The organism is Streptomyces sp. Y7, assembly GCF_043195415.1.
Classification (GTDB): domain Bacteria; phylum Actinomycetota; class Actinomycetes; order Streptomycetales; family Streptomycetaceae; genus Streptomyces.
This window is the reverse complement of record NZ_JBIDDQ010000005.1, coordinates 216,823-238,878: the sequence shown is the minus strand read 5'-3', so window position 1 is coordinate 238,878 and position 22,056 is coordinate 216,823. Positions and strand designations below refer to the sequence as shown.

Below are 22,056 nucleotides of genomic sequence, written 5' to 3'. Positions count from 1 at the left end.
TCGTGCCTCGTACCGTCAGGGACGTCGTCTTCGTCGACGGCGTCCGCACCCCGTTCGGCAAGGCGGGCCCGAAGGGCATCTACCACGAGACCCGCGCCGACGACCTCGTCGTGAAGGCGATCCGGGAGCTGCTGCGCCGCAACCCCGGTCTCGACGCGAAGCAGATCGACGAGGTCGCCATCGCCGCGACCACGCAGATCGGCGACCAGGGCCTGACCATCGGCCGCACCGCCGGCATCCTCGCCGGTCTGCCCCAGTCGGTGCCCGGCTACTCCATCGACCGTATGTGCGCCGGCGCCCTGACCGCCGTCACCTCGGTCGCCGGTTCGGTCGCCTTCGGTGCCTACGACATCGCCATCGCCGGTGGTGTCGAGCACATGGGCCGCCACCCGATGGGCGAGGGCGTGGACCCCAACCCGCGCTTCGTCAGCGAGAAGCTGGTCGACGAGTCCGCCCTGTTCATGGGCATGACGGCGGAGAACCTGCACGACCGCTACCCGCACATCACCAAGCTGCGCGCCGACGAGTACGCCGTGCGCTCGCAGGAGAAGGCCGCCAAGGCGTACGCCAACGGCAAGATCCAGGCCGACCTGGTCCCGATCTCCGTGCGGCGCACCAACCCCGAGGCCGGCGAGACGGGCTGGGGCCTGGTCACCGCCGACGAGCCGATGCGCCCGGGCACCACGCTGGAGAACCTCTCCGGTCTGAAGACCCCCTTCCGCGTCCACGGCCGGGTCACCGCCGGTAACGCGGCCGGTCTGAACGACGGCGCCACCGCCTCCCTCATCGCCTCCGAGGACTTCGCCCGCGAGAACAACCTCCCGGTGAAGATGCGCCTGGTCTCCTACGCCTTCGCGGGCGTCGAGCCGGAGGTCATGGGCTACGGCCCGATCCCGGCCACGGAGAAGGCCCTCGCCAAGGCGGGCCTCGACATCTCCGAGATCGGTCTGTTCGAGGTCAACGAGGCCTTCGCCGTCCAGGTCCTGGCCTTCCTCGACCACTACGGCATCGCGGACGACGACGAGCGCGTCAACCAGTACGGCGGCGCCATCGCCTTCGGCCACCCGCTCGCCTCCTCCGGCGTCCGTCTGATGACGCAGCTGGCCCGCCAGTTCGAGGAGCAGCCGGAGGTCCGCTACGGCCTCACCACCATGTGCGTCGGCTTCGGCATGGGCGCCACGGTGATCTGGGAGAACCCGCACCACAAGGACGCCGGAGGCGACAAGTGAGCACCGCTGAGCTTCTCAAGGGAGCGGCCGAGCTGTTCCCCGACGAGGTCGTGACGTCGGCGCACGTACGCCACCTCGACCTGCCGTTCGGCGCCGGGCGCTTCGCGCTCATCACGCTGGACAACGGCTTCGACCACACCAAGCCGACCACCTTCGGCCCGCAGTCGCTGGCCAACCTCGACACCGCCATCGACCAGGTCGAGGCGGAGGCCGCGGCCGGCGACATCGTCGGCGTCGGCATCACCGGCAAGCCGTTCATCTTCGCCGTCGGCGCCGACCTCAAGGGCGTCGAGCTGCTGAAGGAGCACAAGGACGCGCTGGCCATCGGCAAGGGCGGCCACGAGGTCTTCAAGCGCCTCGCGGCCCTCGCCGTGCCGACCTTCGCGTACTACAACGGTGCCGCGATGGGCGGTGGCGTCGAGGTCGGTCTGCACTGCAAGTACCGCACCGTCTCCAAGGCGCTGCCGGCGTTCTCGCTCCCCGAGGTCTTCCTCGGCCTGGTCCCCGGCTGGGGCGGCTGCACGATCCTGCCGAACCTGATCGGCGCCGACAAGGCCGTCCAGGTGATCATCGAGAACAGCCTCAACCAGAACAAGCAGCTCAAGGGCCAGCAGGTCTTCGACCTCGGTATCGCGGACGCGATCTTCGAGGGCGCGGACTTCCTGGAGCAGTCGCTGATCTGGACCGCGAACGTCCTCAAGGGCGACGTCGAGGTCGAGCGTCCGGTGATCGACCGCGGTGAGGGCTGGGACCAGGCCGTCGCCAAGGGCCGTTTCATCGCGGACTCCAAGGTGCACGGCGCCGCTCCGGCCGCCTACCGCGCCCTCGACATCATCGCCGCCGCCAAGAACGGCGACCTGCAGCAGGGCTACGACGCCGAGGACAAGGCGCTCGCCGACCTGATCATGGGTGGCGAACTGCGCTCCGGCATCTACGCCTTCAACCTGGTGCAGAAGCGCGGCAAGCGCCCGGCCGGCGCGCCGGACAAGAACCTGGCCCGCCCGGTCACCAAGGTCGGTGTCGTCGGCGCCGGTCTGATGGCCTCCCAGCTCGCGCTGCTCTTCCTGCGCCGCCTGGAGGTCCCGGTCGTCCTCACGGACATCGACCAGGAGCGTGTCGACAAGGGTGTGGGCTACGTCCACGCCGAGATCGACAAGCTGCTCGGCAAGGGCCGTGTCAACCAGGACAAGGCCAACCGCCTCAAGGCGCTGGTGACCGGTGTCCTGGACAAGGCCGAGGGCTTCGCCGACGCGGACTTCGTCATCGAGGCGGTCTTCGAGGAGATCGGCGTCAAGCAGCAGGTGTTCGCGGAGGTCGAGGCGGTCGCCCCGGCGCACGCGATCTTCGCGACGAACACCTCCTCCCTCTCCGTCTCGGAGATGGCGTCGAAGCTGAAGAACCCCGAGCGGGTCGTCGGCTTCCACTTCTTCAACCCGGTCGCGATCCTGCCGCTGCTGGAGATCGTCCGCGGCGAGCAGACCGACGACGCCTCGCTGGCCACGGCCTTCGCCGTCGCCAAGAAGCTGAAGAAGACCGCGGTCCTCACCAAGGACGCCCCGGCGTTCGTCGTGAACCGCATCCTCACCCGCTTCATGGGCGAGATCCAGAACGTCATCGACGAGGGCACGCCGGTCGCGGTCGCCGAGAAGGCGATCGAGCCGCTGGGCCTTCCGATGTCCCCGCTGGTCCTGCTGGAACTGGTCGGCCCGGCCATCGGCCTGCACGTCTCGGAGACCCTCAACCGAGCCTTCCCGGACCGGTTCACGGTCTCCCCGAACCTCGCGGCCGTCGTCAAGGCGGGCAAGCGCGGCTTCTACGTCTACGACTCCGGCAAGCCGGAGCTGGACCCCGAGGTCGCCGCGCTGCTGAAGCAGGGCGACTCCGTCCTGACCGAGGAGCAGGTCCGCGACCGTGTCCTCGACGCCGTCGCCCAGGAGATCGGGCTCATGCTCGACGAGGGTGTCGTCGCCGAGGCGCAGGACATCGACCTCTGCCTGATCACGGGCGCCGGCTGGCCCTTCCACCTGGGCGGCATCACGCCGTACCTGGACCGCGAGGGTGTCTCCGAGCGCGTGAACGGCAAGAAGTTCCTGGCTCCGGGCGTGGCGTCGGTCCCGGCGTAACACGACTCGCACACGAGTGAGGGCCCCTGCTCCGGCAGGGGCCCTTTCGTGTGCGGGACTCCGTAGCGGCGCGTGGCGGTCGGTCAGACCTCCCGCCACGCCTCCAGGGCCAGCCCCGGCTCGTCCTTGCGGCGGGTGAGGAGGAGTTGGTCGTTCGACGGTGACAGCGTTGCCGCCACGACCCGGCCGTCCTCGTCCACCGCCAGCGCGACCACCGCGTCCGCCGGGAGCTGCGGGCCCGACTCGGTCCACCACGCGCCCGCCGCCTCCTGTTCCGTCGGGTACGCGGCGAAGGCGACGCGGCCGCTCGCCGAGCGCTGGGCGAGCAACGTGCAGTCGTGGCCGTCGAGTTCGCAGCGGATCGCGGTCACCGGGCCGGGACCGGCGGACGTCAGGAGGGTCACCGGCTTGGTGCCGGGGCGCCAGGCGCACAGGTCGCCGGAGTCGTCGGCGTAGAAGAGGGTCGTGTGGTCCGCGGAGGTGGCCAGGGCGTGCAGGGTGCCCGGGCGGACCGGGGTCTCCATCGCCTCCTCCAGGACCGGGACGCTGCCGGGCTTCTCCTGCCGCCAGTGCAGCAGGGCGCCGGGCACGGCCGCGTACAGCTCGACCCGTCCCGACTCCCCCGTCACCGCGGCCAGTCGGTCGTCGACCTCGGCGCCCTTCAGGTCGCGCCAGGGGCCCCAGCCGCCCACCTCCTTCTGGCCGCGCATGCTCACGCCGCCCTGCCGGTTGCGCACGAAGACGTGCGCCCGCCCCTGGGCGTCCACCGTGACGGCGGGCGTGCCGGTGCGGTCGCCGGTCTTGTCCGGGTGGCCGATGGACGTCCAGTCGAGCGGGGCCAGACGGGGCCGGAAGTGGGTGGAGTGGACCAGGCCCGCCTCACCCTCCTTGGTGGGCCGCCAGGCGGCCAGGTGGGCATAGGCGTCGGCGCCCTGGCCGACCGCGGGGCCGGGGCGCAGCTTCTGGTCGCCGCCGACCTTGCGCGGGGGTTCCCAGGGGCCGCCGGGGCCGAGTTCCGCCCGGCACAGGAGGGCGTCCTCGGTCGGCAGATAGACGCTGAGGCGGCCGTCACGGCCGCGAATGAGCCAGTCGCCGTTCACCGGATCACCATATGCGGGGCGGGCCCGCCCTCGTGTCCCGCCCCCACTTCTCGGCGCACGGCATCGGTCCGCCGGCGGCGGGCATGGGTCGGCCCCCGCTCCGAGGTGACCTGGAGCGGGGGCCGGGTGACGATGGCGGAACAGGTCAGACGGTGTCCGGTGGGAACCCGTGGTGAGGGCCGCCGCGGACGAGTACCCGCCAGGCCTCGATCTGCCCCGAGCAGTCGGGGAACGCCACGAGCCGGAACGCGGGTTCCCAGGTCACGGTGAGCTCGCCTGCCTCCCCCACGCCCACGCCGACGACGGAGGGCCGCAGTTCACCGAGAATCGCGCTGAGCTTGGCGGCCCGGGCGTCGTAGATCATGCGGAACTCGTCGAAGGCCCGCGGTCCCGCTCCCTTCTGCGCATGGCGCATGTCCGCGGACCCCAGGAGGATCGTCCCGTCCTGCACGATCCTGAACGGGCACTGCAGATGGATCATGACGGTCTCGCCCCGGGGGCCGTCGAACTCCACGACCCCCATGTCCGCGGCCCTGCCGACGGAACGGACGACCGCGCCCGTCAGGATCCCGGCGATCTCGTCGGCCCGCACATCAGCAGCCACCGAACAACCCCCTGCCTTCCTCGACGATGCGATGGTAGCCGTAGCCGCGGCCGGTGATCCGGTCGTGCAGCATGCGGCGCTCGGCGGGGGTGACGGTCCGCCCGAGTTCGCCCTCGATCTTCCTCAGCGCATCCCTGAACTCCTTGTTCTCGGCCTGGTTGCCGCGCGGGGAGTGCTTGCCGTCGTCGTCGAGGTCACCGTTGTCCCAGGTCTCCTTCATCTCCGCGAGACCCTTTTCCCAGTCGAACCCGCCGTCGTCGTTGTGGACGAGGAGCGGGGTCGTACCGGCGACGACGTAGTACGTGTGGATGTCGTCGATGGTGAGGTCGTGGGTGCGCTGGAGCCTGTGGAACTCGTGGGTCTTCTCGACCCGGACCGTGCCGCCGTCGACCGTGCGCAGGGTCATGCCCGGTGCGAGCCGGCCGGCGTCGATCCAGGCGCCTTCGGAAGGCGACCAGAACGGATGCGTGGTCGTGGATGTCAGCGATTCCGTGCCACGGGCGCCCGCGCGGGAGACCGTGAGGTCGACGAAGTGCTTGTCGTCCTTGGTGATGATGGTGGCGACGACGGTCCGCGTGGTGGTCCGGCCGCTCGCCGGGTCGGTGACCACGATCTCGTCGCCGAGCCGGACATCCTCGATCCGCTTGGTGGATCCGTCGGACATCAGCACGTGCGTGCCGGGCGTGAAGCTGTGCCGGCCGCCTCCGACGAGGCACTGGATCGGGATGGAATCCGTTTTCTTCAGGGCCGCCTTGAAGCCCTTGAAGACGACCTTGGCGCCCTTGCCGAGGAGGCCGGTGCCCACCGCGATGCCCGCGTCGATCGCCGCGGCCTTGCAGGCGCTGCCGGAGCCCGTGGCGCAGCCGACGTAGTCGTCGATGCCCAGGACCTCCAGGATCCCCGGCCCGTTCTGGTCGCCGAACCAGCCGAGTTCACCCACCGCGGAGCAGAACTCCGAGCCCGAGACGGTCAGTCCGGTGCACCGGGCCCGCGCCCAGTTCATCAGGTTGTGCTGGTAGTCCAGGCGCTCGTGGTAGTAGGGGAAGTGCTCGGCGAGTTCCGCCTGGGTCGGGATGTAGACGCCCTGGATGGTGATCGAGTCACCCTTGGGCTGGATGATGATGGGCTTCTTGCCGTAGGTGCCGTTCCGCTTGGCCTCCCGCGCCATCTGGCGGGCGGTCTCGTTGCAGGAGGTGCTGTGCGTCGGGCAGTTGTTGGAGTCGCTGTTGATGACGCCGTCGGTGTCGCCCGGGACGCCGGCGCAGATGCCGTCCGCGCCGCCGCCGGGCGCGCCGTGGATGCAGCGCAGGCCGTCGGGGTCGCTGAAGGTGAGCGGGCTGTTGTTGCCGTAGGCGTAGCCGTTCAGCGCCTGCGGATCGCCGGGGGTGAGCAGCGGGTCGACCGAGAGGAACCGGCCGGTCGCCGGGTCGTACTCACGGGCGCCGAGGTGCTGCAGCCCGGTGGAGTCGCTGTCGTCGACGCCGCCCACGAAGCCCTGCACACCGGGCCAGTTGCTCGGCTCGGTGCCGCGGCTTCCGCCGAAGGGCAGCATGCGACGCTGTGTCAGCTGCTGGCTGCCCGCGTCGACCGCCAGCTGTCCCGTGCCCAGGTTGTCGGCGATGGTGAACGAGACCGAGCCGTCGTTGGCGAGCACGGCCTGGTGCCCGCTGCCGAGGTCCAGGGTGCGGGTGGCCTCGGCGGTGGTGCTGCCCTTGGCCACGGTGATCCGGGTGGCGCCCAGGTAGAGGGTGTTCTCCTTCGACGTGCGGGCGATGAGCCGGTTGCCGGACGCGTCGTAGACGTACTCGGTGATGTCGTCCGGCTTGCCCTCGACCGGCTTGGTCACCTTGACCAGATGGCCTTCGGCGTCCCAGTCGAGGTCCTGGGTGGTGCCGGCGAGGGTGCGGGTGTCGGTGTTGCCGACGACGTCGTAGCCGTAGGAGTCCTGCGCGGTGCCGCCGGGCCCGGTCTGGGTCACCGTGTTCACGGCGTGCGGACGCGGCTTGCCCGGGTCCGGGTAGTCGTAGGTGCGCACGGTGTCCTTGGCCGTGTCACCGGTGACGTCGTGCAGGGTCTCGGTCTCCCGGTTGCCCACCTTGTCGTAGGTGTAGGAGTGCCAGTACGGCGCGGGACCGCCGACCGTCTGCCCGCTGGGAGCCGCGGCGCAGGTCGTCGTGGACTGGCTCCACGCCGTCGTCATCCGGCGCAGGTGGTCGTACGTGAAGCACTGGGTGTCGGTGCCGGAGCGGGAGACGTCCGAGACGGACAGGACGTTGCCCGTCTCGTCGTAGCCGTAGGTGTTGTTCCGGTCGACGCCCGGCACGTCCTGACGGTCCACCCGGGAGGTGGCGAGGCGCTGGGTGCCCCACTCGTAGGTGTGGGTGACCCAGGTCTTCTTGCCGCCGTTGTTGGACAGTTCGAACTGCAGCGGCTTGCCGGTGAGGCTGTAGCTGGTGGCGACGTCGATCCCCTGGCTGCCGCTGAGCGCGATCGGCCGCTGGGTCTGGTCCTCGTAGGTGAACGCCACCGTGGTGGCGGGCAGGGCGCCGGCGGCCGGGGAGCCGGTCGTGCGCACCGAGCCGTCCACGTTGTACGCGGTGGCCGACAGATAGGTGCCGGCGAGCGCTCCCTCACTCGCGGGGATCGTCACGGTCGAGCGCAGCACGCGGTACAGGCGGTCGTAGGCGACGACCTTGCTGGTGTACGCCTCGGAGCCGACGTAGCGGGTGGACTCGGCCAGGTGGCCCTTCGCGCCGCTGACGGTGTCGTAGACCCACTTGGCGCGCAACTTGCCGGTGGCGCTGTTCTCCCGCAGCTCGGTCTGGCGGCCGAGCCCGTCGCGGACGTAGTAGAGGTCGGTGGCACGGTCGTCGGAGACCGACAGGACCTGACCGCGGTCGTCGTACTCGGTGGAGCTCGGCCCCTTGTCCGGGTCGACGGCCGTCCTGACGTTGCCGAGCAGGTCGTACGTGTAGCTCCAGACGTTGCCCGCCGGGTCGGTCAGCTTCTCCAGCTCGCCGCGCGGGGTGTAGCCGTAGCGCGTGGTGTCGAACGCGGCCTGCGCGGAGCGGGTGTGGTGCTGGCGCAGTTCGGTGGTCCGGCCTCGGGCGTCGGTGACGGTGGTGGTGGCCGTGCCGCCCTCCGGGGGGATGACCGTGGTGCGGTCGCCGCCGTAGAGGGTGCGGGTGGTGCCGAGCACCGGGCCGCCGTCGCCGTTGCCCGCGACCTGCTCGTTCACCGTCGGGCGGCCCATGCCGTCGAACGTGGTGCGGGTCTGGGTCTCGACCGAGAGCGCGTCCGTGGGCTTGAACAGGGTCCGTGACGGTGCGCCGGTGGCGTAGTACGTGTCGAAGGTCCTGGCGGACAGCCCTCGTTCGTCGTAGAAGACGTCGGAGAGCAGCCGTCCGCCGTCGGGGCCCGGCTTCTGCGTCTGCCGCTGCCGCAGGAACCCGTCGTACAGGCTGTACGCGGTGACCTGGCTGCCGCCCGTGCCGAGCGCCTTGGTGGCGACCGCGACCGGCTGGCCGTCGGTGACGAGGTAGTCGAACTCGTAGCTGGGTGTCAGGGTGGTCTGCCGGTCGGCGAGCCACACCTTGGTGGAGCGGCCGAGGGCGTCGTAGGCGAAGGTGGTCACCTTGCCGTTGGGGTCCGTCTGGGTCAGCGGAAGACCGCGCGCGCCGTGGGTCGTGGTGTTCGCCAGAGCCGTGGTGGCGTCCCCGGTCTTCGCCGGCGGGGTGGTCGTCACCGTCTTCGTGACGAACCCGGTGGCCGGTGTGCGGTCGGTGGTGGTCGTGCGGCCGTCCGTGCGCGCGGTGCGTACGGGTGCGGCGGTGCCGGTGACCGTGACGTTCGCGGTGAGGTCGGTGCTGGTGAGGACCCGGCCGTAGGAGTCGAAGGTCGCTCCGGACTCCAGGTAGGTGGCCGTGGTGCCGTCGTGCTTCTTCAGCAGGGCCGTCGCCGTGACGTCGCCCTTGGTCGGGGCCGCGCCGTAGCCGCCGCCGTCGTAGGCCGAACGGACGTCGGAGATGACGTCCTTGGCACGGTCGACGGGGTCGTCGCACGCCTTGGCCACCGTCTCGACCCGGGCGGGCAGGTTGAGGATGTTGTCCGTGGTGTTGGTGGCGTACGTGGTGCGGGTGCAGCGGTTGTCGGCGGCGGTGGAGGTGTCGCCGAAGTCGTCGATCCGGGTGGCGCGGCCGGCCACTGTGTCGTACGAGGTGGCGGTGGAGGTGGTCCGCCAGGAGCTGCCCGCCCCGTCGTCCAGGGATGTCCAGGTCCTGGTGTCGGCGATGCCGGTGAAGTTGGCGGTGACGGTGCCCCAGTCGCGGGTCTTCTTGGCCGTCTGGTGGTACCAGGGGCGGTTCACGGTCTTCGTGAGGACGCGGCCGCCGTTGCCGGAGTAGCCGACCGTCTTGTACGCGGTCCCGGCGAGCGCCTCGTGGTCGGTGATCGGGTCACCCTCGCCCTCGCCGAGGGTGACGCTGACGTTCTTGGTGCCGCCGGTCGGGGACTCGCGGTCGCCGTCCATGCCGCGCAGGAAGTAGGTGTCGGACTGCGACTTCATCGCCGCGTCGCCACCCTGGCCGCCGGTCTTGACCCGCACGTGTCCGTAACCGCGCCACTGGGACCAGGTCTTGGTCTTCTCCTTGGTCAGACCGTCGTCATCGTCGTAGTGCCAGGCCGCGCCGCCCAGGTACTCGTACCGGGTGACCTGGTCCGGTGCCCCGCCGGTGCGGTCGGTGCCGGTGACGGAGGTGACGACGTACTTGTTGAACCAGTGCCGGTCGGGGTCGTCGGTGGCACTGCCGCCGATGTACTGCGGGAAGCAGCGGGTGGTGTTGGTCTGCACGGCGGGCAGCGCGGCCCAGTCGCAGGCCGGCGCCGAGTAGCCGACGTCGATCTGTCCGCCGTACTCGTCGGCGACCGTCGACAGCCGGTCCTTGATGAACGGGGCGAAGCCGTCACCGGTCCTGTCGAGCCGGTTCTCCAGCTGGGTGTAGCTGAAGGTGGTCTTCGGCAGGGTGATCGCCGGCGTGGAGCTGTGGCCGGTGTGCTGGATCGAGTCCAGCAGCAGCTGGTAGTCGATGTCCGCCATGCCCCAGCGGTGGGTCAGCTTCCAGGAGTCGACCTTCTGGTAGGCGCCGGCGGCGTCGATGACCTGCGTGGTCACCTCGCTGAGGCGCTTACGCGTCCAGAACGTGGGCGAGAGGCGGCCGTTGTCGCAGTCCTTGCCCTCGTCGCAGTTGAGGTCCCACGGTGTGTCGTACCAGTACGCCGAGTCCGTGGAGATGGACGAGCAGGTGGTCCGGGAGTCGGGCAGGCAGCGCTCGGCGTTGGTGAAGTTGACCTTCGCGAGTGCCGGAGTGCCGTACATCGAGGACGACTTGAGGCCGTACTGGATCTCGTCGAGGTAGCCGCCGCGGGTGTAGCGGGTGTCGTCGGCGGCCTTCAGGTTGCGGCCGTAGGAGTTCTTCTCCGGCGTGTAGTAGTAGGCGATCGCGTTGCCGCGCGGGTCGACGACGTAGTCGAGGTTCCAGCGCCAGGCCTGCTGGCACCAGGAGTCGGCGAAGGCGGACGCGTGGCAGGGCTCGCCCGAGTCGTCGCCGAACACCGGCGCGGCCCACGTGGAGTTGGTGGTCTTCTTGCCGTCGGCCCAGCCGGGCAGCCGGTGGTAGCCGAAGTAGTAGCGCACGCCGTCGGGGTCGGTGAGCCGCCAGTACTCGCCGTTGTCGTCACCGTTGCCCCGGTCGGTGGACGTCAGCCGCGCGATGCGGGTGCCGTCGTCCTGGCGGAGCTTGAACTCGCCCGCGGTGCCGGTGGGGACGAGCTCGCCGCCCTTGCCGTTGAAGCTGATGAAGGCGTTGTCGTAGCCCCAGCACAGGTCGCCCGGCTTGATGCCGTCGCCGTTCTCGACGCCGTCCTCGGCACACGGCTTGTAGCGGCGCTCGATGTAGCCCGGCCACATGTCGAAGCCGCTGCCGATCCAGGAGGACTGGTTGTTGGTCTCGCCGGTGCGGCCGTCGACCGAGCCGGAGGAGTAGCCGAGTCCGATGCTCGGCTTCAGCCCGCCGGGCACCTCGGGGACGCCCATGTCGTAGGACCAGGCGAAGTCACCGGTGTTGAGGTTGGTCTGCCAGGTCGAGGACGGGGCGAGCGTGGTCGCCTTGTAGTCACCGGTGGCCGCGCTGTCGTCCGCGACCGCCGCGAGCACCGTCGGCCGCGCGGCCGTCAACCGCACCGAGGAGGCGGTGAGCGCACCGCCCTCCGTGTCGTTCACGGCCTCGACCGGCTTCCGGGTACGGCACTCGGCCCGCTCCGGGGTCTTCAGGACACAGGCGGGCAGCTCGACCAGGGTGAGCCGGGCGCCGTAGCCGCCGCCGTACGCCTGGGCGAGTCCGCGGTAGTCGACCCGGACCCGGGCCGCGCCGGCGGCGAAGCCAGCGCGCTCGGGAGCGAGTGTCACGAGCAGCCCGTCGACCGCGGCCTTCTCGGTCTGTCCCCGCCCGGCGAGCTCGACCCGCACCGCACCGGCGGCGCCGCGCGCCTTGGCCGCGCCGACGGAGACCGGCAGCTTCCCGGCCCTCGCCGGAGCGGGAGCAGCGCTCTTCGCGCCCGCCGGGGTCCCGGTGAGTGTCACCCGGCCCGAACCCGCCTTCGGCCACGCGGACTTCGGAGCGGTGCGCGGGGTGCGCGGCCCGCGCTCCACCGTGCGTGGCTTCGTCCTCGTCACCGCGGCGCCGGCCACCGGCCGCTCCGCCTTCGGCAACGCCGGCCGTCCGCGGCCGTCGTCCGCCACGGCACCCGAGCCCGCGGGTGCGGTGACCCCTTGGAGCACGGTCGCGATCATGACGATCCCGGAAGCCAGCGCTGTCGTCCGTCTCCATCGGGCCGCGCGGCCCGCTCGTGCCGTATCCCTCATCGTTCCCCTCGGATTCACTCGCGGTGAGAGTGGTGCGAAAGTTCGCAGCGCGCTGCCGGCCCGCGCGCCGAAGGCGACGGGCCGGCAGCGTTCCCGGTCAGTCGGTGCCGGGGACCTCGGTGGCGACACCCGGCATGCCCAGCGACAGATGGCCGATCTGCGCGTCGCTGAGGGCGCCCTGGAACGTCCACACGTCCGAGAGGGCGCCCGGGAAGTAGGCGCCGGCCCGGTCGCGGCCGATGCGCAGGGACTGGACGGCCTTGAAGGTCAGCACGTTCTCGGAGTACGACACCTGCTCGGTGCAGCCGCTGACGTCGGGTTCGCCGTCGTCGTCGGCGTCCTGGCAGGCGACCTCCTCCAGCTCGCCGTTGACGTACAGCCGTATCTCGCGGGCGAAGCCGTCGTAGACGAGGGCCAGATGGGTCCAGTCCTCGGGGCCGTAGAACTGCCCGTTCTCCACCTCGACGGTTCCGGCGTCGGCCTTGTCCGCCTCGGCGGTGATGATCCGCCAGCGGCCGCCGTTGGTGTCGGGAGTGCTGCTCGGGACGTAGCGGACCGAGAAGGCGTCCTTGTTCGTGCCCGGCGCGCTCAGCAGCGCGACCTGGCCGGTGGGCCGGGCCGAGGCCTGGGCGAAGGCGGTGACGGTGAAGCTGGCCGCGGTGTCGAGGGGCACGGTGCCGCTCGCGGTGGTGGCGTAGTCGTCGACGCCGTCGAGGTTCAGGCCGCCGTCGACCCAGCCGGATCCCAGCCCGGCGCCGTTGTTGAGGCTCAGCCCCGCGCCGGCGGGACCGGCGTCCGGGGTGACCGGCGGGGTGGCCGTGGACGCGGTCTCGAACTTCCAGCGGCTGGTGACCAGCGGCCGCTGCTTGAACAGCTGACGCACCTCGTCGTCGGAGACCGCCCGGTCGTAGAGGCGTACGTCGTCCATGGCGCCCTTGAGCGGGCTGCCCAGGGTGCCGTCGGCGCGGTAGGTGCCGCCGAGGGTGACCCGGCCGACGGCGAGCCACGGCGTGGTGAAGGTGGCCGTGCCCTCCAGGACACCGTTGACGTACAGCAGGATCCTGCCCGCGTCGACGTCCTGGACGGCGACGACGTGGTTCCACTCGCCGAGGCGTGCCGCGGCGCAGTTGGTGTTGGCCGGGCAGGCGGACTGGGTGACGCGCACGACCGTGGAGGCGGTCGTGTCGCTCTGCTCGCGGATGAAGACCCAGCCGCCGAGCGCGGTGGAGTGGTACAGCTCGAAACCGGGGTTGACGGTGCCGGCCTGGGCGACGGCCGTCATCGCCTTGGCCTCCTTGTCCTTGGGCAGCTTCACCCAGGCGGAGACCGCGAAGCTCTGCGCCGTGTCCATGATCGGACGGCCGGTGGTGGCGTAGTCGTCGACGCCGTCGAACTGCACCGCCCGGCCGTTGACTCCGCCGATCCCGGTGGTGGCACCGCCGATGAGCTGGGCGGGGGCCTGCTGCGCACGGCCGGTCAGCGCGACGTCGGTCGCGGCCTCGTCCATCGGGAGGACCAGCTTGGCCGGGCGGGCGCTGCTCACCGGCTGCCGGTTGTGCAGCTGGGTCACCTGGGCGTCGGTGAGCTGGTAGTCGAAGAACTGCGCCTCGTCGAGGGAGCCCTTGAAGAAGCCCTCCACGGTCCCGTAGTGGGAGGCGGCGCCGAGGATCGTGCGGCCGCGGGCGTCCCAGGGCGTGGTGGTGTACGGGGCGGTGGCGACGAGCGTGCCGTTGACGTACAGCTTCAGCTGCTGGCTGGGGTAGTTGAAGGCGCCGACCAGGTGGGTCCAGGTGCCCGTGCGGGCCGACTGGCAGGCGGTGTCCCCGCTCGCGCAGGCAGGCTGCACGGCCCGTGCCACCGAGGTGCCGGAGGCGTCGGCGGTGTGCCGCAGGAAGACCCAGCCGCCGAGCGCGGTGGAGTAGTAGATCTCGTAGCCGCTGGTGCTGGAGCCGGCCTGGGCGACCGCGACGGGCGCGCCGGTCGGGTTGGCGGGCAGCTTCGCCCACACCGACACGGTGAAGCTCTTGGCGGTGTTCAGGACCGGGGAGTCGCTGGCCGCGTGGTCGTCGACGCCGTCCAGCTCCAGGCCGTGGCCGGCGACGCCTTCGCCGCCCGGCTGCAGACCGCCGTTCAGCGTGGCGGGCCACTCGCCGCCCGCGCCGTTGACCTGGCCCGCGCCGGCGCCCTCGTCCATCTGCCAGGCGAGCCGGTCGGGCTGGCCGGAGCGGACCCGGAAGTAGTAGGTGCGGGTCTCGGAGCCGTTGCCCGCGGCGTCGAAGGCCTGGGCGGTGATGAAGTTGACGCCGGGCTTGGTCGGCATGAACTTCATGGTCTTGGCGCCGCCGCCGGAGGTGGTCAGCGTGTGGGCGCTGCTGGGCGAGCCGTTGACGCCGAACCAGTACTTGGTGACGTCACCGGAGGAGGTGTCGATGGAGAAGGTGCCGTACCGGCCGACGCCGTCCCACCAGGGGTCGTTCGGGTCGGCGGGGTCGGAGCTCGGGTACTGCGACGAGGCGATGGACGGGCCGACGGGCACGGTCGTGTCGTAGACGAAGTGGCAGCTGTGGGCGTTCTGGTAGCTCCAGGCGGACCACTGGCCACCGTCCCACGCCCGCGCCTGCCAGCCGACGGTCTTGTTCTGCGGGATGGAGGTGGGCAGCTGGACGGAGAAGTCCGAACCGGATGCCTTGTCGGTGCTCTTGGCGGAGATCCAGTGCTGCTTCCAGCCGTCGCCCGCGTCCCACACCGCGCGGAACTGCACCTGGACGCGGTCCTTGTCGGGGTCGGTGACGTTGTTGGCGCGGACCGTGGCGCGGGAGCGCACGCGCACCCGCGTCTCGTTCGGTTCGCAGGTGCCGCCGGGGTCCATGGTGAGCTGCGAGGTGGAGATCCGCGGCGGCGGGCGGTTGTAGCGCACGCGCAGGAACGCGTCGTCGGAGAACCGCTTCCAGCTGTAGCGGTCGCTCTCGCCGGAGGCGCTGGCGCGCATGCCGAAGGTGATCTGCGGCCACTTCTTCGACGCGGCCATCGCCACCGCGTCCTTCACGTCGAACTCCGCGTCGGCGGCGGCACAGCCGTCATAGCCGTGGGCGAAGCTGCGGTTCTGCAGGTGGTCGATCCAGAAACCGGAGTCGTCCTGGGTGTTCCAGGTGGTGGAGGAGTTGATCCCCTTGGTCCGCCACAGCTGCACCTCGCGCGCCTCGCAGGAGGACGACCAGGTGTTCCGTACGACGAACTCGGCGGACAGGATGCTGCGGCCCGCGAACTTGGTGGTGGGGATCTGGTAGAAGAGCCGCTTCACGTCCTGCGGGCTGCAGTAGTTCCAGCCGCAGTAGCCGAGCCCGGCGTCCGAGTCGCCGTTGAACTTCCACTGGGGCGAGCCCGCCCAGTACCGCGAGGCCATGGTCCACGCGGTGGCCTTCGGCGAGTACCACTGGGGGTCGATGAAGACGGGGTACACGGTGTCGGACCCGGTGAGCAGGTCCTTGTCCGGGGTGAGGACGAGCTCGTCGCCGCCGGCGGGGATGTCGACGCCGATGGGTTCCACGCGGCCGGAGTCGGCGGCGGTGGGCTCGGCGTCGCCGGAGTCGGTACCGGCGGGCTCGGATCCGGCGGGCTCTGATCCGGCGGCCTCGGTGCCGGTCGACTCACTGCCGATCGGATGGGTGCCGGTCGGCTCGGTGCCGGTGGCTTCGCTGTCGGTGGCTCGCGTGCCGGTGGCTCCCGTGCCGGTGGCTTCGCCCGCCTCGGTGGCCGCGAAGGACGCGGGCTTCACCGCCGTCGCGGCCGGCTCCTGCTGCGCTCCCGCGGTGCTGGAGTCCCACATCACCGGCCGGGGCGCCTCGAACACGACCCCGCCCGACCCCTCGTCGACCGCGGCGAGGCCACCGTTCGCGGTCTCCCGTGTCACGAGCCCCTCGGTCCCCAACTTCAGCCGCAGCTCGGCGAGTTCGTCGCCGGCGGCGGCCTCGGCCGACTTGACGACGAGCAGCTGGGTGAAGCCTTCGGGCCGGGCGGCGAGGCGCAGATCGACGTCCGGGAGGATGTCGGCGTACGTCGCCGTGTCACCGTCGAGCCGGGGCGCCGGAACGCGGCCCGGCCAGGACAGCTCCAGGGTCCGGCCCGCCCGCTCCAGCCGCACCAGCGGCCCCTCGCCGCCACCGGAGAACGCCAGCCCGACCGAGGCAGCCTTCGGCGCGATCATGCCCCCATCGACCTCGGTGAGCGCGGTGTCGATCGACCGCCACTCCCCCTCGACCCGGGTCCGCACCGGACGCAGATACTCGCGCGACTCCAGATCACCGCCGGGCGTGGCGTACACGTCGGTGCTCTCACCACGCAGCGACAGCACCTCGACGTTCCTGCCCAGCCGCTTCGCCCGGGCGAACGCCTCCTCCTCGGTGGCCGCCACCGCGGCCTCCTCCGTCCCGGACGCCGGCCCGGTCGCAGCCGGTGCCTGGGCCGCCGCCCGCCCGGCGGCGACCGCCGGTGTCGCCCCCATCGGCAGCAGGCCGACGGTCACGGCGATCCCCATCCCCACCGCGACGGACGCGACGGATCTGCCCGCCCCCCTGCGGCCCCGCGCATGACGAACCCTCACGGCCCCTCCCCCACCCCGGTCACCATCCGACCAAGATCCGCTATGGACACGTCAAGCTATGGGGATTCGGGAAAGGAGCGGTGAATTCCGAATGCCCGAACGCTGAACTGCCCGACGCCTCGTCAGGTAACCCGCGCCCCACGCCAACTCCCCGGCCGGTTCAGGGGTCCGCGGTATCTCCACAAGTGCGAGGCAAGCTGGATCACAGCAGCAACGTCCGCACGAGAACAGGAAGTCGACGTCATGACCGACAAGCTCACCGTGAGCGTTCTGGGCACCGGCATCATGGGCGCCGCGATGGCCCGCAACCTCGCGAAGGCCGGGCACACCGTCCGCGCCTGGAACCGCACCCGGGCCAAGGCCGAGCCCCTGGCCGCCGACGGCGCCCTCGTCACCGGCACCCCCGCCGAGGCGGTCCAGGGCGCCGACGTCGTCCTGACCATGCTGTACGACGGTCCCGCGACGCTCGAAGTCATGCGGGAGGCGGCACCAGGACTGCGGTCGGGCGCCGTCTGGATGCAGTCGACGACCGCCGGGATCGACGCCGTCCCCGCCCTGGCCGCCTTCGCCGACGAACACGGCCTCGTCTTCTACGACGCCCCCGTCCTCGGCACCCGCCAGCCCGCCGAGGCCGGTCAGCTCACCGTCCTGGCGGCGGGGCCGGCCGAGGGCCGCGGGACGGTGACGCCGGTGTTCGACGCCGTCGGCGCCCGTACGGTGTGGACCGGGGAGGACGGCGGGGCGGGCACCGCGACCCGGCTGAAGCTGGTCGCCAACAGCTGGGTGCTCGCCGTGACGAACGCCGCCGGCGAGGTGCTGGCCCTGTCCAAGGCCCTCGACGTGGACCCGCAGCGCTTCTTCGAGGTGATCGTCGGCGGGCCGCTCGACATGGGCTACCTGCGGGCGAAGACGGGACTGGTGCTGGAGGGCAAGCTGTCCCCGGCCGCCTTCGCGGTGAGTACGGCGGCGAAGGACGCGCGGCTCATCGTGGAGGCCGGCGCACGGCACGGCGTACAGCTGGACGTGGCGGCGGCGAGCGCCGAGCGTTTCGAACGGGCCACGGCGCAGGGGCACGGCGACGAGGACATGGCGGCGGCGTACTTCGCGAGCTTCGAGGAGGGGGCCGCGGAGTGAGCGGGCCGGGCTCCTCCCCGGGCCGCCGTGCGACCCTTGCCGCATGAACGCTGACGTCCCCCTGCTCGTGATCGTCGACGCCGCGAACGTCATCGGGTCGGTGCCCGACGGGTGGTGGCGGGACCGGCGGGGGGCGGCGGAGCGGCTGCGGGACCGGCTGGCGGCGGACGGCGTGCCGGGGCACGCGGGGCCCGTGGAGATCGTGCTCGTCGTGGAGGGAGCCGCCCGGGGCGTGGAGAGCGTGCCGGGGGTGCAGGTGGAGTCCGCCGCAGGGAGCGGGGACGACCACATGGTCGAGCTGGTCGCGCGGGCGGCCGGGCGGTCCTGCCTGGTGGTGACCGCGGACCGGGAACTGCGACGGCGGGTGACGGAGTTGGGCGCGGACGTGGCGGGGCCACGCACGGTACGGCCGTGAGGGTGGCGGACGTGGGAGGGCCACGCACGGTACCGCCGTGACGGTGGCGGAGGGGGCACGGCCGCGCACAGTCCGGCCGATGGGCCGATGGGCCGATGGGCCGATGACGATGGCGGACGGGGCAGGGCCACGCACAGTCCGGCCGTGACGGTGGCGGACATGGCAGGGCCGCGTCCGGTCCGGCCGTAGCCGGCTGCCGTACGCGGCCCTGTGCCGTCGGTTCGGGCTAAGCGGTGCCCGAGCCCTCCCCCTTCTCGACCTCGGCCTCGGTCATCTCCTCGTGCAGTCCCAGGCGGCTGTGGGAGCGGCCGTAGACGAAGTACACGCCGAAGCCCACCACCATCCAGATGGCGAAGCGGACCCAGGTCTCGGCGGGCAGGTTGATCATCAGCCACAGCGAGGCGCACACCGACAGGATCGGGATGACCGGCACCCAGGGGGTGCGGAAGGCCCGGTGCAGGTCGGGGCGGGTCTTGCGGAGGATGATCACGCCGATCGCCACGACCACGAAGGCGAACAGGGTGCCGATGTTCACCAGCGCCGCGAGTTCGGTCAGCGGGGTGAAGCCGGCGAGGATCGCGATGATCACGCCGAGCAGGATGGTCGGCCGGTGCGGGGTCTTGAACCGCGGGTGGACGTGGGAGAAGAACCGCGGCAGCAGTCCGTCGCGGCTCATCGCGAAGAACACCCGGGTCTGGCCGAGCAGCAGGATCATGCACACCGTCGTCAGGCCGACCGCGGCGCCGAAGCTGATGAAGCCCGCGAACCAGGGATGCCCGGTGTCCTTGAACGCGTCGGCGAGCGGGGCGTCCACGGACAGTTTGGTGTAGTGCTGCATGCCCGTGACCACGATGGACACGAGGACGTACAACGTGGTGCAGATGATGAGCGAGCCGAGGATGCCGCGCGGCATGTCGCGCTGCGGGTTCTTGGTCTCCTCGGCGGCCGTCGCCACCACGTCGAAGCCGATGAAGGCGAAGAACACGACCGAGGCGGCGGTGAAGATGCCCATCACGCCGTAGTTGGAGGGGGCCCAGCCGAACATGAGCTGGATCAGCGGGGCGTCGAGATTGCTGGCGGCTTCCACCGTCTGGGTCTTGGGGATGAACGGGTCGTAGTTGTCGCCGTCGATCAGGAAGGCGCCGGCGATGATCACGGTCAGGACGACGGCCACCTTGATGGCGACGACCAGGGACGTGATCCGCGCGGACAGCTTCATGCCGAGTACGAGGATGAAGGTGAGGACCAGGACGAGCGCGGCGGCGAGGATGTCGAACCCGAAGGCGTCGGCGCCCTCCCGGCTGCCCAGCGCGTCCGGCATCGTCCAGCCCGCGTTGTCCATGAGGGACTGGATGTAGCCCGACCAGCCGACGGCCACCACCGCCGTCCCGAGTGCGAACTCCAGGACCAGGTCCCAGCCGATGATCCAGGCGGGCAGTTCACCCAGCGAGGCATAAGAGAACGTGTACGCGGACCCGGCCACCGGGACCGTGGAGGCGAACTCGGCATAACAGAGCGCGGCCAGCGCGCAGGCGACGCCGGACACGACGAACGCCAGGGCCACGGCGGGTCCGGCGTTGTCCTTCGCGACGGTGCCGGTGAGCACGAAGATGCCGGTGCCGATGATGACACCGACGCCGAAGACGGTCAGGTCCAGCGCGGACAAGGACTTCTTGAGCGCGTGCTCCGGCTCCTCGGTATCGAGGATGGACTGCTCGACTCTCTTCGTCCGGAAGAGTGTGCTGCTCACGGTCGTACCTCCCACTTGTCGTCCTCGACATGATCGAGAGGGGGCGTGGTACGCCTGCCCCGGCGTGGGCGGATTCACACAGATGGGCCGGTTTCGCCACCGTCATGGGTGGTGAAACCGGCCCATCCGGCCGTCAGCGGAGGTCAGTCGCGCGCGGGTTCGACCGAGTCGACCTCGGCGGCCGTACGGTCGAACCGGCCGTCCAGCTTGGAGACGAGACCGGTGACCTGGCGGGCGATGTCGGGTGCGGTGAGCCCGATCTCGGCCATGACCTCGGCGCGGGAGGCATGGTCGAGGAAGCGCGGCGGGATGCCGAAGTCGCGCAGCGGGACGTCCACGCCCGCGTCGCGCAGGGCCTGGGCGACCGCCGAGCCGACGCCGCCGACGCGGGAGTTGTCCTCGACGGTGACGACGACGCGGTGGCGCTCGGCGAGCGGGGCCATGGCCTCGTCGACGGGCTTGACCCAGCGCGGGTCGACGACGGTGGTGGAGATGCCCTGCTTGTCGAGCAGAGCGGCGATCTCCAGGCACATGGGCGCGAGGGCACCCACGGAGACCAGCAGCACGTCCGGCGTGTCCGTACCCGGCTCGCGCAGGACGTCCATGCCGCCCACCCGGCCCACGGCGGGCACGGCGGGGCCGACGGCGCCCTTGGAGAAGCGGACGACGGTCGGCGCGTCCTTCACCTGGACGGCCTCGCGCAGCTGCGCCCGCACCTGGTCGGCGTCGCGCGGTGCGGCGAGCCGGAGTCCGGGGACGACCTGGAGGATCGACATGTCCCACATGCCGTTGTGGGAGGCGCCGTCGGTGCCGGTGACGCCGGCACGGTCCAGCACGAAGGTGACGCCGCACTTGTGCAGCGCCACGTCCATGAGGACCTGGTCGAAGGCCCGGTTGAGGAAGGTGGCGTACACGGCGAAGACGGGGTGCACGCCGCCGGTCGCGAGGCCCGCCGCGGAGACGGCGCCGTGCTGCTCGGCGATGCCGACGTCGTAGATCCGGTCCGGGAAGGTGTCCGCGAACTTCTTCAGGCCGACGGGCTGGAGCATCGCCGCGGTGATCGCCACGATGTCCTCGCGCTCGTGGCCGAGCTCGACCATCTCGTCGCCGAAGACGGACGTCCAGTCGGCGCCCGAGGCCTTGATGGGCAGGCCGGTGTCGGGGTGGATGGGGCCGATGCCGTGGAAGCGGTCGGCCTCGTCCTGGAGGGCGGGCTGGTAGCCGCGGCCCTTCTCGGTGAGGCAGTGCACGATGACCGGGCCGCCGAAGCGCTTGGCCCGCGCGAGCGCGGACTCCAGGGCCTCGATGTCGTGTCCGTCGATCGGGCCGACGTACTTCAGGCCGAGGTCCTCGAACATGCCCTGCGGCGCGATGAAGTCCTTCAGGCCCTTCTTGGCCCCGTGCAGGGTCTCGTAGAGGGGCTTGCCGACCACCGGGGTGCGGTCGAGGATCTCCTTGGTGCGGGTGAGGAAGCGCTCGTACCCGTCGGTCGTCCGCAGCGTCGCGAGGTGGTTGGCGAGGCCGCCGATGGTGGGCGCGTACGACCGCTCGTTGTCGTTGACGACGATGACCAGGGGGCGGTCCTTGGCCTCGGCGATGTTGTTCAGCGCCTCCCAGGCCATGCCGCCGGTCAGCGCGCCGTCACCGATGACGGCGACGACGTGGTCGTCGCGTTTGCGCAGCTGGTTGGCTTTCGCGAGGCCGTCGGCCCAGCCGAGGACCGTCGAGGCGTGCGAGTTCTCGATGACGTCGTGCTCGGACTCGGCCTGCGAGGGGTAGCCCGACAGGCCGCCCTTCATCTTCAGCCTGCCGAAGTCCTGACGGCCGGTGAGCAGCTTGTGGACGTAGGACTGGTGGCCGGTGTCCCAGAGCACCTTGTCCTTCGGCGACTCGAAGACCCGGTGCAGGGCGATGGTCAGCTCCACCACACCGAGGTTGGGGCCGAGGTGGCCGCCGGTCTTGGAAACCGCCTCGACGAGGAAGGTCCGGATCTCCTCGGCCAGCTGGTCCAGCTGCTCAGGGCTGAGCCGGTCCAGATCGCGCGGTCCCGTGATGCGGGTCAGCAGCGGCACCCGTGCCTCCTTGCAGTAGAGCTGTTCGAGCTGTTGCCGGGCTTGTCGAGTCTAATGTTCCGCTCAGGCGGAAGGTTCCCGGCCCCGGCGACGTACATCACGCATTCGGC

At 71.1% G+C, this 22,056-nt stretch carries 10 protein-coding genes; 4 read left to right on the top strand and 6 right to left on the bottom strand.

What is annotated here, in order from left to right; all coding sequences use genetic code 11:
• Nucleotides 1–2 precede the first annotated feature (2 nt).
• Entirely contained in the window at nucleotides 3–1,229 is a 1,227-nt protein-coding gene (locus tag ACGFW6_RS16535; RefSeq protein ID WP_393509375.1) for a thiolase family protein, read from the top strand.
• Complete coding sequence (locus ACGFW6_RS16530; protein WP_393509372.1) at nucleotides 1,226–3,352, top strand: 3-hydroxyacyl-CoA dehydrogenase NAD-binding domain-containing protein; 2,127 nt, start codon at nucleotides 1,226–1,228, stop codon at nucleotides 3,350–3,352. The genes ACGFW6_RS16535 and ACGFW6_RS16530 overlap by 4 nt, the downstream gene beginning before the upstream one ends.
• 83 nt (nucleotides 3,353–3,435) lie before the next feature.
• On the opposite strand, the gene ACGFW6_RS16525 is transcribed toward ACGFW6_RS16530, so the two are convergent.
• The 4 genes from ACGFW6_RS16525 to ACGFW6_RS16510 all read right to left on the bottom strand — a co-directional run bounded on the left by ACGFW6_RS16525 (nucleotide 3,436) and on the right by ACGFW6_RS16510 (nucleotide 16,497).
• Entirely contained in the window at nucleotides 3,436–4,452 is a 1,017-nt protein-coding gene (locus tag ACGFW6_RS16525) for a hypothetical protein (RefSeq protein WP_393509369.1), read from the bottom strand.
• Nucleotides 4,453–4,597: 145 nt separating this feature from the next.
• Nucleotides 4,598–5,056 (bottom strand): hypothetical protein, encoded by a 459-nt coding sequence (locus tag ACGFW6_RS16520; RefSeq protein WP_393509367.1) that lies wholly within the window; start codon nucleotides 5,054–5,056, stop codon nucleotides 4,598–4,600.
• On the bottom strand, nucleotides 5,046–11,903 hold the full coding sequence (locus tag ACGFW6_RS16515; RefSeq protein ID WP_393509365.1) for a polymorphic toxin-type HINT domain-containing protein: 6,858 nt from the start codon (nucleotides 11,901–11,903) through the stop codon (nucleotides 5,046–5,048). Before ACGFW6_RS16515 ends, ACGFW6_RS16520 begins: the two co-directional genes overlap by 11 nt.
• Before the next feature lie 169 nt (nucleotides 11,904–12,072).
• On the bottom strand, nucleotides 12,073–16,497 hold the full coding sequence (locus ACGFW6_RS16510) for a LamG-like jellyroll fold domain-containing protein (RefSeq protein ID WP_393509363.1): 4,425 nt from the start codon (nucleotides 16,495–16,497) through the stop codon (nucleotides 12,073–12,075).
• A gap of 321 nt (nucleotides 16,498–16,818) precedes the next feature.
• Between ACGFW6_RS16510 and ACGFW6_RS16505 the strand changes: the two genes are divergently transcribed.
• Complete coding sequence (locus ACGFW6_RS16505) at nucleotides 16,819–17,709, top strand: NAD(P)-dependent oxidoreductase (protein WP_393509361.1); 891 nt, start codon at nucleotides 16,819–16,821, stop codon at nucleotides 17,707–17,709.
• Nucleotides 17,710–17,752: 43 nt separating this feature from the next.
• Nucleotides 17,753–18,124 (top strand): NTP pyrophosphohydrolase, encoded by a 372-nt coding sequence (locus tag ACGFW6_RS16500; RefSeq protein ID WP_393509359.1) that lies wholly within the window; start codon nucleotides 17,753–17,755, stop codon nucleotides 18,122–18,124.
• Nucleotides 18,125–18,350: 226 nt separating this feature from the next.
• On the opposite strand, the gene ACGFW6_RS16495 is transcribed toward ACGFW6_RS16500, so the two are convergent.
• Both ACGFW6_RS16495 and dxs read right to left on the bottom strand, forming a co-directional pair.
• Nucleotides 18,351–19,874, bottom strand: a complete 1,524-nt coding sequence (locus ACGFW6_RS16495; RefSeq protein WP_393509357.1) for an amino acid permease — start codon at nucleotides 19,872–19,874, stop codon at nucleotides 18,351–18,353.
• Between the two features lie 143 nt (nucleotides 19,875–20,017).
• Nucleotides 20,018–21,946 (bottom strand): 1-deoxy-D-xylulose-5-phosphate synthase, encoded by a 1,929-nt coding sequence (gene dxs / locus ACGFW6_RS16490; RefSeq protein ID WP_393509355.1) that lies wholly within the window; start codon nucleotides 21,944–21,946, stop codon nucleotides 20,018–20,020.
• Nucleotides 21,947–22,056: the final 110 nt, after the last annotated feature.

Excerpts from the sequence above, each read along its gene's own strand:
- ACGFW6_RS16515 (WP_393509365.1), bottom strand. The coding sequence starts at position 11,903 with ATGATCGCGACCGTGCTCCAAGGGGTCACCGCACCCGCGGGCTCGGGT.
- ACGFW6_RS16500 (WP_393509359.1), top strand. The coding sequence starts at position 17,753 with ATGAACGCTGACGTCCCCCTGCTCGTGATCGTCGACGCCGCGAACGTC.
- ACGFW6_RS16505 (WP_393509361.1), top strand. The coding sequence starts at position 16,819 with ATGACCGACAAGCTCACCGTGAGCGTTCTGGGCACCGGCATCATGGGC.